Consider the following 13088-nt stretch of genomic DNA (forward strand, 5'->3'; position numbering starts at 1 on the left):
ACTGCAGTACAGACGTGTGAATTACCGAAGTGGCGGGGCGGCGGGTGGTGGGGGGGCGAGGGCCGCTCGCTGAGGGCTCAGCCGCCTCCTCCGCCGAACCAGCCGCCGTTGTCGCTGCTCGGCGGCTCCGTGGTCGGAGTACTGGTGCCGCCGCCCGGGCCTCCGTTCCCTCCGTTGCCTCCGTTGCCGTTGTTGCCTCCGTTGCCGTTGGCTCCGCCGTTGTCGTTACAGCCGAAGTCCAGCGGGTCACAGGTCTGCGTCGGGGACGGGCTGTTGGTCGGCGTCTCCGAGGACGGCGTCTCGGACGGGGACTCGGAAGGCTTCTCGGTCGGTGGCTCCGAGGTGGTTGTGGAGGGCGGCGGGGTCGGGCTCGCGCCGTCGCCGAAGATCTTCTTCCCGATCGGGCCGGGCTTCGGGAAGTTCTCGACCTTCTTGCCCTTCATCGCCTCGCGCATGTAGTCGGCCCAGATCTCGGCCGGGAACGAGGCTCCGTGGATCGACGCCTCCGGTCGGCCGGTGCCCACGCCGCGCATGGAGAGGAATTTCTGCTTCTTGGCCTTGTCGTCCACCCGCCACATGCCGATCGCGGTGGACAGCTGCGGGGTGTAGCCGGAGAACCAGGCCGACTTGTTCTCGTCAGTAGTACCGGTCTTGCCCGCGGCGGGACGGCCGATCTGCGCCGAGGTACCGGTGCCGTGCTCGACGACGTTCTCCAGGACGCTGGTGACGTTGTCGGCCACGTCCGCGTCGAACGCCGTCGTGAGCTTCGACTCTTCCTCGTGGTTGTAGACCTCCTGACCCTTGTGCTCGATCGTCTCGATCGAGTACGGATCGGCCTGCTTGCCGCTGGCCGCGAAGGTCGCATACGCACCGGCGAGCCGGATGGCGCTGGGGGCCGAGGTGCCCAGGGAGAACGTCGGGGTGATCGAGGCCATCTGGTCCTTGCTGAGGCCCGCGGCGATCGCCGCGTCCCGCACCTTGTCGGTGCCGACGTCCATGCCGAGCTGGATGTATGGGGTGTTCACGGAAAACTGCATCGCGGTGCGCAGGTTGATTTCGCCGCGGTCCTCGTCACCGTCGTTCCGCTGGTGCCACTCCTTGCCGTCCTTGTCGTGCCAGACAGTCCCGTTGTAGTCCCGCAGCGTCAGCTTGTTGTCGCCGTCGTAGACGCTCGTGGGGGAGACGGGAGTACGCATCGCGTCGGGCTGATCGCGATCACCGTCCTTGTCCCGGACGCCGTCCTTCATGGCGGCGGCCAGCACGAAGGGCTTGAAGGTGGAGCCCACCTGGACACCGGTGTAGTCGGCGTTGTTGGTGTAGTGCTCCAGGGCGTTCTTGCCGCCGTATATGGCGACGATCTTGCCCGTCTTGGGTTCCACCGAGGCCCCGCCGAACTGCACGTGCGTGTCGTACTTCGGCCGCAGCTTCGTGTTGATGTTCTCCTTGGTCACCTTCTTCACGGCCGTCTCGAGCAGCTTCATCCTCTTGCGGTCGAAGGTGGTGTGGATCTGGTAGCCACCCTTGTCCAGCATGCCCTTGGTGATCTTGGTGTTCGCGACGATGTAGTTGTCGGCGAGCTGGGTGAGATAGCCGATCTGGCCTTCCTTGTTCGTCGCGATCTGCAGATCCCGCGGCATCGGGAACTTCGCGGCGACCGCCTTCTGCCGGTCGGCCTCCTTCATCTTCCCGACCTCGACCTCGCGCTTGAGGATCCACGCCCAGCGCGTCTTGGCCCGCTTGAGGTTCGCCTCCTTGCCCGCGGCGGGGCCGTAGCCGCCTGCCGGGTCGTAGAGGTCGGGGCCGTTGAGGGTCGCGGCGAGGAAGGCGCTCTGGCTCGGCGTCAGACTCTTGCAGTCCGTGTTGTAGTACGCGCGGGCCGCCGCCTGGCAGCCGTAGGCGCCGCGCCCGTAGTACGCGGTGTTCAGATAGCCGGCGAGAATGTCGCCCTTGTCCATGGTCGAGCCGACCTTGACGGAGATGAACAGCTCCTTGACCTTGCGCGTGAGCGTCTGCGACTGGTCGAGGTAGGTGTTCTTCACGAACTGCTGGGTGATGGTGGAACCACTCTGTGTGGCCCCGCCCTTGGCCATGTTCACGACCGCGCGGGCGATACCCATCGGGTCGACGCCGGGGTCGTCGTAGAAACTGGCGTTCTCCGCGGAGATCACCGCGTTCTGCAGGTCCTTGTCTATGTCGTTCAGCGGCACGATCTGGCGGTTGAGGTCACCGCTACCGCCCGAGACCACCATCTGTGTGTCGTCGGACCAGTAGTAGACGTTCTTCTCGACCTTGGACGCGGCCTGTGCCGTGGGAACCTCCACCAGCCACAGCCCGATGCCCACGGCGCCGATGAGCATCACGAAGAAGAAGAGGAAGGTCCCGGTCACCAGCTTCCAGGACGGGACCCAGCGCCGGAAACCGTCCTTGCCCGCGCGCGGGTAGTCGATGAAGCGCTTCTTCGCGGGGCGCCCATCACCCCCCGCTCCACGGCCGCGACCGCCGCCGGTACGCCGGCCGCCGCCGTGGCCACCGCGGCCCGCGCCCCCGGCATCGGGATCGGCTCCTCGTCTGCGGCCGGTGCCGCGCTGTGCGGCGCGCCGGGCTTCGGCCCGGCCGCCGTACGGACGCTCCTCCCCGTGTGAGGCGGATTCCGACCCGGTGGCGCTATGCGGTTGGGCCGCGCGGCGGCCTGAAGGCTGCTGCGCGGCGCGCCGGGCCGCTGCTCGTCCACCGCTCTGTGGCTGCGGCGGCTTGCGACGGTGCTCGCTCATGGAACGACTACTCCTCGGGCAGGCGCTATCGCCTGAAAGCGGCAGGTGGCTTCCGGTCCCCCCGATGTGCGCTCCGGCCGCCACCGGCAACCGGGCACACTGCATCCAGGACGAGGACGCCTGCGGGCGTCGCTTGGTTCCCAGTGCTGTGCATGGCGAACAGAGTACGCACGGTCAAAACCAGCGAAGGCGTGATCTTCACTCCATAACAGTCAGTTCGCGTCCCACGAATTGGTGATGTGACGCCGTTCACCATGGCTCCTCTTGTTCCCACCAGGATCACGGTTCTATCGTCTGGATGTATCGAGCCGATACATCAGCTCGGCATAAAGGACTGGGAGACAGGAGAGGCGGGAATGGGCAGACGCTCGGGCATCCTTGAGTTCGCCGTCCTCGGCCTGCTCCGCGAGTCCCCGATGCACGGTTATGAGCTGCGGAAACGCCTCAACACCTCGCTTGGGGTGTTCCGTGCGTTCAGTTACGGCAGCCTCTATCCATGCCTCAAGACGCTGGTCGCCAATGGCTGGTTGATCGAGGAGCCCGGCAGCGCGCCCGAGGAAGCTCTCGCGGCGACGCTCGCCGGCCGCCGCGCGAAAATCGTCTACCGGTTGACGGCGGAGGGGAAAGAGCGCTTCGAGGAGCTGCTCGCCCACACCGGCCCGGACGCGTGGGAGGACGAGCACTTCGGCGTCCGCTTCGCCTTCTTCGGTCAGACGTCGCGGGATGTGCGGATGCGGGTCCTGGAGGGGCGGCGCAGCCGCCTCGAGGAGCGCCTGGAGAAGATGCGCGCTTCATTGGCGCGTACCCGTGAGCGGCTCGACGACTACACCCTCGAGCTGCAGCGGCATGGCATGGAGTCGGTGGAGCGTGAAGTCCGCTGGCTGAACGAGCTGATTGAGAGCGAGCGGGCCGGGCGCGATCAGCGCGACGGCCCCGCGGGCCAGGACCGGTCTCAGGAGCAGGAGCTGGACCGGTCACCCGAGCTGGCCCCGCCAGGAGAGCAGGACCAGTCAGGAGATACGGGCGGCCTGCCCCGGCACCGGGGTGGTTCCCGGCCGGATCCGTCCGATGACACCGCCAAATGAGGCCCCGCATCCCGCAGGGCTTCGTCGAGTACAAACAGGGAGCAACCGGAATGGGTTCGGTTCGTGTAGCCATCGTCGGCGTGGGCAACTGCGCCGCCTCGCTGGTGCAGGGCGTCGAGTTCTACAAGGACGCCGACCCGGATACCCGCGTGCCGGGTCTGATGCACGTCCAGTTCGGCGACTACCACGTGCGTGACGTGGAGTTCGTAGCCGCGTTCGACGTGGACGCGAAGAAGGTCGGCCTCGACCTCGCCGACGCGATCGGCGCCAGCGAGAACAACACCATCAAGATCTGCGACGTGCCCTCGACCGGTGTCACCGTCCAGCGCGGCCACACCCTCGACGGTCTGGGCAAGTACTACCGCCAGACGATCGACGAGTCCGAGGAGACTCCGGTCGACGTCGTCCAGATCCTCAAGGACAAGCAGATCGACGTTCTGGTCTGCTACCTCCCGGTGGGTTCTGAGGACGCCGCGAAGTTCTACGCCCAGTGCGCCATCGACGCCAAGGTCGCCTTCGTCAACGCGCTTCCGGTCTTCATCGCCGGCACCAAGGAGTGGGCGGACAAGTTCACCGAGGCGGGCGTGCCGATCGTCGGCGACGACATCAAGTCGCAGGTCGGTGCCACGATCACGCACCGGGTGCTGACCAAGCTGTTCGAGGACCGCGGTGTGGTCCTGGAGCGCACCATGCAGCTGAACGTCGGCGGCAACATGGACTTCAAGAACATGCTGGAGCGTGAGCGCCTGGAGTCCAAGAAGATCTCCAAGACGCAGGCCGTCACCTCCCAGATCACGGACCGCGAGCTGGGCGCCGACAACGTGCACATCGGCCCGTCCGACTTCGTGGCCTGGCTGGACGACCGCAAGTGGGCCTACGTCCGGCTCGAGGGCCGCGCGTTCGGCGATGTCCCGCTGAACCTGGAGTACAAGCTCGAGGTGTGGGACTCCCCGAACTCCGCGGGCGTCATCATCGACGCGCTGCGCGCCGCGAAGATCGCCAAGGACCGCGGCATCGGGGGCCCGATCCTCTCGGCCTCCTCGTACTTCATGAAGTCGCCGCCGGTGCAGTACTTCGACGACCAGGCGCGGGAAAGCGTCGAGAAGTTCATCAAGGGTGAAGTCGAGCGCTAGCGAGACAGAGTGCTGCGCGCTAGCGAGACAGAGCGCTGCGCGTTAGCACGGCTTGATCACGGGCCTCCGGGTAATCCACCCGGAGGCCCGTGTGGTGTGTGAGGCTGGCGCCATGCCCGTTGTGCGTGACCTCCGCGTACTGCTACAGCTGCGCGACTTCCGGCACCTTCTGGCCGTGCGCCTGCTGTCCCAGACGGCCGACGGCGTCTACCAGGTCGCGCTGGCCGCCCATGTGGTCTTCTCCCCCGAGAAGGAGACCTCAGCCGCGGCGATCGCCTCCGCCATGGCGGTCCTTCTGCTCCCCTATTCCCTGCTGGGCCCCTTCGCCGGGGTCCTGCTGGACCGGTGGCGCCGCCGCCAGGTCCTTCTCCACGGCAACGCCCTGCGTTCCGCACTGGCCGCCGGGACGGCCGTTCTGATCCTCGCGCAGGTTCCCGACTGGCTCTTCTACGTCTCCGCCTTGTCGGTCACGGGCGTCAACCGCTTCGTGCTGGCCGGGCTCTCCGCCTCGCTGCCGCGTGTCGTCGACAGCCAGGAGCGCTTGGTCATGGCCAACTCCCTGTCCCCGACCGCGGGAACGCTCGCGGCCACCCTTGGCGGCGCCCTCGCCCTCGTCCTGCGCATCGCGGTCCCGGACGGCGCGTCGTCGGACGCCGTTGTGGTCCTGATGGGTGCGGCGCTCTATCTCAGCGCCGCGATCGCCGCGCTGAGGATGGCGCCCGGACTGCTGGGGCCCGACCCGTCGGCGCTCCAGCCGCGTCTGCGTGCGGCCCTGTTGAGCACCGTACGCGGCCTGGTCGCCGGTGTGCGCCATCTCCTGGAGCGCCGAGATCCCACGGTGGCTCTGGCGGGGATGACAGCGATGCGCCTCTGCTACGGCGCACTGACGGTGATGGTGTTGATGCTCTGCCGATACGCATGGGCCAAGACCGAGTCGGAGGGCTTGGCGCTCCTCGGATTCGCCGTGGCCATCTCGGGCGCGGGCTTCTTCGCGGCGGCGGTGGTCACGCCCGGGGCGGTGGCCCGACTGAGCCCTGCCTCCGACTCGGACGGCCGACTGCGCTGGATGGTGGCGTGCGCGGCGGCGGCGACCGTTTTGGTACCGGGGCTGGGGCTGTTCTTCGAACCGGCTCCGATGCTCGCCGCCGCCTTCGTTCTCGGCCTCGTCACCCAGGGCGCCAAAATCGCCACCGACACCGTGGTGCAGTCCTCGATCGCCGACGACTTCCGCGGCCGGATCTTCTCGCTGTACGACGTGCTCTTCAATGCGGCCTTCGTCGGGGGAGCCGCGGTCGCCGCACTGACACTGCCCCCCGACGGACGCTCGGTCACCCTGATGATCCTGGTGGCCATGCTCTACGCAGCGACCGCCCTCGTCGCCATGTTTCACGTGAAACATGGCGTGCGCGAGGCGAAGCGGACCGATGTTTCACGTGAAACCTGATGCGTCAGCTCTGTAGACGCTTCAGCCCTGGGGCTGAGCCGCCCACCAGTCCTGGAGCGCCGTGACTGCGGCGTCCCGCTCCATGGGGCCGTGCTCCAGGCGCAGCTCCAGCAGATGCTTGTACGCCTTGCCGACCTGCGGGCCCGGCCCGATCCCGAGAATCTTCATGATCTCGTTGCCGTCCAGGTCCGGCCGGATGGCATCCAGATGCTCCTGCTGCTGCAACCGGGCGATGCGCTCCTCCAGCCCGTCGTATGCGCGCGACAGAGCGCCGGCCTTCCTCTTATTACGGGTGGTGCAGTCCGAGCGGGTCAGCTTGTGCAGCCGCTCCAGGAGCGGTCCCGCGTCCCGTACATAGCGCCGTACCGCCGAGTCCGTCCATTCGCCGGTGCCATAGCCGTGGAAGCGCAAGTGCAGCTCGACCAAATGGGAGACGTCCTTCACCAGCTCGTTGGAGTACTTGAGCTTGGTCATCCGCGACTTGGTCATCTTGGCGCCCACCACCTCATGGTGGTGGAAGGAGACCCGGCCGTCCTTCTCGAAGCGGCGCGTCTTGGGCTTCCCGATGTCATGCAGCAGGGCCGCCAGCCGCAGCACCAGATCGGGCCCGTCCTTCTCCAGGGCGATGGCCTGCTCCAGCACGGTCAGCGTGTGCTCGTACACATCCTTGTGACGGTGGTGCTCATCACGCTCCAGGCGCAGCGCCGGAAGCTCCGGGAGGACATGGTCGGCGAGGCCGGTGTCGACCAGAAGCCGCAGCCCCTTGACGGGGCGGGCGGCCAGGATCAGCTTGTTGAGCTCGTCACGTACCCGCTCCGCCGAGACGATCTCGATCCGCCCGGCCATCGCCTTCATCGCGGCGATCACCTCGGGCGCCACATCGAAGTCGAGCTGGGCCGCGAAGCGCGCGGCGCGCATCATCCGCAGCGGGTCGTCGGAGAAGGACTCCTCAGGGGTGCCGGGTGTGCGCAGCACCTTCGCGGCGAGGTCTTCCAGGCCGTTGTGCGGGTCGATGAATTCCTTCCGCGGGAGCGCGACGGCCATCGCGTTGACCGTGAAGTCCCGACGGACCAGGTCTTCGTCGATGGAGTCGCCGTACGAGACCTCGGGCTTCCTCGACGTGCGATCGTACGCTTCTGACCGATAAGTCGTGATTTCGATCTGGAAGCTCTGACTCGACCCGCTTCCGTTCCCGCCCTCCTTACGGCAGCCGACCGTACCGAAGGCGATGCCGACCTCCCAGACCGCGTCGGCCCACGGACGGACGATCTTCAGCACGTCCTCCGGACGTGCGTCCGTGGTGAAATCCAGATCGTTACCAAGACGGCCCAGAAGCGCATCCCGTACCGATCCGCCGACCAGGGCAAGGCCGAACCCGGCCGCCTCGAAGCGGCGGGCGAGGTCGTCGGCTACGGGAGACACCCGCAGGAGCTCGCCCACGGCGCGGCGCTGCACCTGGCTGAGCTCGTTGTTCGACTGCGGGTAGTGGCTGTCAGTGTTGGCGTTCGGCACAACAGAACAGGGTACGTGGCCGCACGCCCCGGAGCCTCCTCGCCGACCCGACGCATCGAACCGGTGACGATCTTGTGGAGCCCTCCACAGCACTTCATCACAGCGGGCATCGTTACCATTTCGTGGACGCATTTTGCGGAACGACTGACGATCACTGACGACGAGGGACGGGCGAGCGCGTGGCCGAGCCGGCAGAGCTCCAGGGGACAACTTCCGCTCGCGCCCGTCGTTGGCTGCGGCGCACGGCAGCGGTGCTCACCGCTGCGCCCGTGCTCGCGGGTGTGCTGCAGATCCCGGCGGCTCCCGGTGCCCACGCCCAGACCGCCCCGGCCCGGACCGCGCCCACCCAGCAGACCGCCCCGGCTCAGGCCAAGGCCACCGGTTCGCGCACCGTCGATGTCGCCATCGACTCGCTCACTCCCACCACACCGTCCAAGAACGACACGCTCACCGTCAGCGGCACCGTCACCAACCACGGCAGCTCGACGATCAACACCTCCTCCGTCGGCCTCACGGTCGGCCCGACCATGAACGGCCGCAACGACATCGATACGGCCGCCAAGCGGAAGGGCTATGAGATCGGCCTCGACGGCACCGAGGTCTCCGACAAGTACAAGCAGAAGATCGGCAATCTCCGCGCCGGCATCAGCCGTGACTTCACCCTCTCCATACCGGTCAAGGAGCTCCCCCTCGGCGAGAGCGGCGTCTATCAGCTCGGTGTCACCCTCAGCGGCCAGACGCGGAGCCAGCCCTGGCTGCAGGTGATGGGCATCGAGCGGACCTTCCTGCCCTGGCAGCCGACCGCCGCCACCAAGAAGAGCAAGCTCACCTTCCTGTGGCCGCTCATCTCCTCCACCCACCTGGCCGCCCGGACGGGTACGGGCGCCAATGAGCAGCAGACGCCGATCTTCCAGAACGACGACCTCACGGCGGAGCTCGCCCCCGGCGGACGGCTGCACCAGCTCGTGGCGCTCGGTAAGAACCTGCCGGTCACCTGGGTGATCGACCCGGACCTGCTCGCCACGGTCGACGCGATGACCAAGCCGTACGAGGTCCAGAGCCAGACGGAGAACGAGACGACGGACGGCCGGGGCCAGGCCGTGGCCAAGCAGTGGCTCAACGACCTGCAGCAGGCCGTCGAGGGACACCAGGTGGTGGCCCTGCCCTTCGCCGATCCCGACCTCGCCTCGCTCGCGCACCGCGGCAAGAACACCGGCGCCCTCAGCCACCTCCAGACCGCCACCGGGCTCGCCTCGACGACCGTGGACACCGTTCTCCATGTGAAGCCCCGTACGGACTTCGCCTGGCCGGTGAACGGCGCCATCGACTCCTCGATCGTGGACGTCGCCACCTCCGCCGGCGCGCACAACATCATCGCCCGCAGCGACAGCCTGCGCGAGACGGGCAGCCTGCCGTACACCCCCACCGCGGCCCGCCAGATCGGCGGAGGCAACACGGCGGTGGTCGCGGACGCACGGCTGTCCACCGCCTTCATGGGCGACATGACGCGGGCGGAGAACGCCACGCTGGCCGTCCAGAAGTTCCTCGCCCAGACCCAGATGATCACCCTGCAGGCGCCGGACAAGCAGCGCAGCGTCGTCGTGGCGCCGCAGCGGATGCCCACGACCAGCCAGGCGCAGGCCATGGCGGCGGCCCTGAACGGCCTGTCCGGAAGCTGGACACAGCCGCTCAGCCTGGGGCAGGCCGCCAAGGCCCAGCCCGACCCGCTCGCCACCCACCGGGTACCCGCCGCCCGCTCGTACCCGGCCGCGCTGCGCCGCCAGGAGCTGCCCACCGACGGCTTCGAGAAGATCCGGCTGACCCAGGCCGCCCTCGACAAGTTCGAGGGGATCCTCACCGCCAAGGACCGCGTGGCCACCCCGTTCGGCGCCGCGATCATGCGGGAGATCTCCACCTCGTGGCGCCAGGACCCGCGGGGCTCGACCGGCTTCCGCGACTCCGTCCAGGCCTATCTCCAGGACCTCACGGAGAAGGTGCGCCTCATCAACAAGACGGACATGACCCTGTCAGGGCGCAGCGCCACGATTCCGGTGACCGTCCAGAACAACCTGCTGCAACCCGTCGAGCTGCGGCTGGTCCTCCGGTCCCAGCAGGGCAACCGCCTGGAGGTCAGCGACCCCCAGGTGGTCACGATCCAGGGTGGACACAGCCAGTCGGTGAAGTTCGGCACCACGGCCAACGCGAACGGACGCGCCTGGGTGACGGCCCAGCTGTACACCGTGGACGGCGATGCCTACGGCCCCGAGATGTCGTTCAAGGTGAATGTCACCGAAATCACGTCCACGGTCATTCTGGTGATCGCCGGCGGGGTGCTGCTGCTCGTTCTCGCCGGGATCCGGATCTACCTCCAGCGCAAGCGGTCCGCCGCCAGGAGTGATGAAGACGCTGCGGGGAACGGCGAGAAGCAGGACGGAGAGGCGGCGGAGGACGAGCCGACCGAGCCCGGCGAGGGGGAGCGCCCGCGCACCCTGGTGCCCGGGCAGGCGAGTGACCCGGCGCCGGACACCGGATCGCAAAGCGCTGGCCCCTCCGGCTCAGGTGAGAAAGTGGACCATTGAGCAATGGCGTGGCCGACCGGCCGCAGCGGACTATGAGGTGGGGTAGCGATGAACGCGCCGTATGACGGTGATCGCGGCCAGGGCGCGGGCAACGACCCCGCCGGCCGGGTACCGCCGCCCCAGAGCGGCCCGTACGCCCACCAGAACCCTTACGGACCGGAGCCGCATCAGCAGGATCCGTATCTGGGGGACCCCCGCGACATCTCGTACAGCCAGCTGCCGTACGTACAGGACCCCTATATGCAGGATCCGTACGTCACCGGTTCGTTCACGCCCTACCCGTACACGATGCAGGACCCCTACGCCGCGCGCCAGGACTCCTACGGCCACGACCCGCTGACGGACCCGCTGACGGATCCGCTGACGGATCCGCTGTACGACCAGGGCCAGGGCCAGGGCGCGTACCACCAGCCTCAGTCCGGCGGCTACCAGCAGCCCTACCAGCAGCCGCCCGCGCCCCCGCAGGGGCACGATCCGCGGCTGTGGTCGGCCGAGGCCGCCGCCCCCGAGGGCCCCGCCCACCAGCAGTACGGCGGCGACATCGAGGCCACGCAGTATCTGGGCACCGGCCCGCAGGCCGGCTACGCCGCCGGGGAACAGCAGCAGCCGGACGCCTTCGCGCACCTCTTCCGCGACCAGCAGCCCTACGAGCCCCAGCGCCCCCAGCAGCAGCCCCCGGCCGGGTATCCGCCCGCGGGGTCCCCGCAGGGGCAGGCGCCGCTGTCCGGACCACCCGGCCCCGTTCCCGCCCAGCCGGCCGCCCCCGCGGGGGCGGCCGCGGCGGTGGCCGAGCCTGAGACGGCCGAGCCGGAGAAGAAGCGCTCGGGCGGCCGCGCGGGAAACCTGCTCAAGTCCAGCGCGGTGATGGCGGCCGGAACGCTGGTCTCCCGGCTCACCGGATTCGTCCGCCAGCTGGTGATCGTCGCCGCCATCGGCGCCGCCACCCTCGGCGACACCTACGCCGTCGCCTACCAGCTGCCCGCGATGATCTACTTCCTCACCGTGGGCGGCGGTCTCAACTCCGTCTTCGTCCCGCAGCTCGTCCGCTCCATGAAGGAGGACGAGGACGGCGGCGACGCCTACGCCAACCGCCTGCTGACCCTGGTCATGGTCGTCCTCGCGATCCTCGTCGCGGTATCGGTGTTCGCGGCCCCCACCCTCGTCCGCATGCTCTCGCCGTCCATCGCGGGCAACCCCCAGGCCAACGAGGTGGCGGTCACCTTCGCCCGCTACTGCCTGCCCACCATCTTCTTCATGGGCGTGCACGTCGTGGTCGGTCAGATCCTCAACGCCCGCGGCAGCTTCGGCGCCATGATGTGGACCCCGGTCCTCAACAACATCGTCGTCATCGCCAGCTTCGCCATGTTCATCTGGGTGTTCGGCACCTTCCGCTCCTCCGAGTTGGGCGTCACCAACATCACCGACGAAGGGGTCCGGCTGCTGGGCGTGGGCACCCTCCTCGGCCTCACCGTCCAGGCGCTGGCGATGTTCCCCTATCTCCGTGCGGCCGGCTTCCGCTTCCGGCCCCGCTTCGACTGGCGCGGCCACGGCCTGGGCAAAGCCGCCAAGCTCGCCAAGTGGACCGTACTGTTCGTGCTCGCCAACCAGGCGGGCAACGTCGTGGTGACCCGGCTCGCCACCGCGGCCGGTGCGAAGGCCGACAACCAGGGCTACCCCGGCACCGGCCTCCTCGGCTACCAGAGCGCTCAGCTCATCTGGGGTATGCCGCAGGCGATCATCACCGTCTCCGTCATGGCCGCCCTGCTGCCCCGGATCTCCCGCGCGGCGCACGACGGGGACACCGGCGCGGTCCGCGACGACATCTCGCAGGGCCTGCGTACCTCCGCCGTCGCCATCGTCCCGCTCGCCCTCGGGTTCGTCGCCCTCGGCATCCCCATGTGCACCCTGATGTTCGGCTCCTCCGGCACCGAACAGGCCCGCTCCATGGGCTACATCCTCATGGCCTTCGGTCTCGGACTCATCCCGTTCTCGGTGCAGTACGTCGTCCTGCGCGGCTTCTACGCCTACGAAGACACCCGCACCCCCTTCTACAACACGGTGATCGTCGCCGCCGTGAACGCCGCCGCCTCCGCACTCTCCTACCTCGTCCTCCCCGCCCGCTGGGCCGTGGCGGGCATGGCCGCCTCCTACGGCCTGGCCTACGCCATCGGCGTGGGCGTGGCCTGGAAGCGCCTCCGCAAGCAGCTGGGCGGCGATCTGGACGGTCGGCACGTCGTCCGCACCTACACCCGTCTGGTGGGAGCCGGCATCCCGGCCGCGCTCGGCGGTGGAGCGGCCGCCTACGTCATCACCGGGGCCGTGGGCTCCGGCGTGGGGGGATCTCTAGCGGCTCTGGCCGGTGGCGGTCTCGTTCTTATCGCGGTCTTCTACATTGCGGCGAAACGGATGCGCGTTGAAGAGCTGACCGCCATGGTCGGTATGGTCCGCGGACGACTTGGTCGCTGATCGTTCAGCACAACCATCGTCTGCCACCGTGTGTCGTGCATAGCGGCGGACTGTGGGCACAATTGTCTTGGCTCGGAGTAGGCGCAACGGATGGGGAG

7 protein-coding genes are annotated in these 13088 nt (G+C 68.3%); 5 read left to right on the plus strand and 2 right to left on the minus strand.

Annotated elements, in window-relative coordinates; genetic code table 11:
• Positions 1-77 precede the first annotated feature (77 nt).
• Positions 78-2771 (minus strand): transglycosylase domain-containing protein, encoded by a 2694-nt coding sequence (locus ACWDSL_RS05795; RefSeq protein ID WP_450482078.1) that lies wholly within the window; start codon positions 2769-2771, stop codon positions 78-80.
• A 356-nt stretch (positions 2772-3127) separates the two neighbouring features.
• Between ACWDSL_RS05795 and ACWDSL_RS05800 the strand changes: the two genes are divergently transcribed.
• From ACWDSL_RS05800 to ACWDSL_RS05810, 3 genes are all read left to right on the plus strand, one after another.
• Positions 3128-3856: a PadR family transcriptional regulator gene (locus ACWDSL_RS05800; protein WP_398530903.1), complete on the plus strand. Its 729-nt coding sequence runs from the start codon at positions 3128-3130 to the stop codon at positions 3854-3856.
• Positions 3857-3906: 50 nt separating this feature from the next.
• Positions 3907-4989, plus strand: a complete 1083-nt coding sequence (locus ACWDSL_RS05805) for an inositol-3-phosphate synthase (RefSeq protein ID WP_450482081.1) — start codon at positions 3907-3909, stop codon at positions 4987-4989.
• Positions 4990-5101: 112 nt separating this feature from the next.
• Entirely contained in the window at positions 5102-6433 is a 1332-nt protein-coding gene (locus ACWDSL_RS05810) for an MFS transporter (protein WP_450482083.1), read from the plus strand.
• A gap of 21 nt (positions 6434-6454) precedes the next feature.
• Here the strand turns inward: ACWDSL_RS05810 and ACWDSL_RS05815 are convergent, their stop codons facing one another.
• A complete protein-coding gene (locus ACWDSL_RS05815) occupies positions 6455-7945 on the minus strand; it encodes a CCA tRNA nucleotidyltransferase (protein WP_450482085.1) in 1491 nt (496 codons plus the stop codon).
• Positions 7946-8124: 179 nt separating this feature from the next.
• Between ACWDSL_RS05815 and ACWDSL_RS05820 the strand changes: the two genes are divergently transcribed.
• A complete protein-coding gene (locus ACWDSL_RS05820; protein ID WP_450482087.1) occupies positions 8125-10524 on the plus strand; it encodes a DUF6049 family protein in 2400 nt (799 codons plus the stop codon).
• Between the two features lie 48 nt (positions 10525-10572).
• Complete coding sequence (murJ, locus tag ACWDSL_RS05825; protein WP_450482089.1) at positions 10573-12990, plus strand: murein biosynthesis integral membrane protein MurJ; 2418 nt, start codon at positions 10573-10575, stop codon at positions 12988-12990.
• Positions 12991-13088: the final 98 nt, after the last annotated feature.

The organism is Streptomyces sp. NPDC000941 (genome assembly GCF_053599555.1).

Coding starts and splice junctions, on each gene's coding strand:
- ACWDSL_RS05795 (WP_450482078.1), bottom strand. CDS start 2,771: ATGAGCGAGCACCGTCGCAAGCCGCCGCAGCCACAGAGCGGTGGACGA.
- ACWDSL_RS05800 (WP_398530903.1), top strand. CDS start 3,128: ATGGGCAGACGCTCGGGCATCCTTGAGTTCGCCGTCCTCGGCCTGCTC.
- ACWDSL_RS05805 (WP_450482081.1), top strand. CDS start 3,907: ATGGGTTCGGTTCGTGTAGCCATCGTCGGCGTGGGCAACTGCGCCGCC.
- ACWDSL_RS05810 (WP_450482083.1), top strand. CDS start 5,102: ATGCCCGTTGTGCGTGACCTCCGCGTACTGCTACAGCTGCGCGACTTC.
- murJ (WP_450482089.1), top strand. CDS start 10,573: ATGAACGCGCCGTATGACGGTGATCGCGGCCAGGGCGCGGGCAACGAC.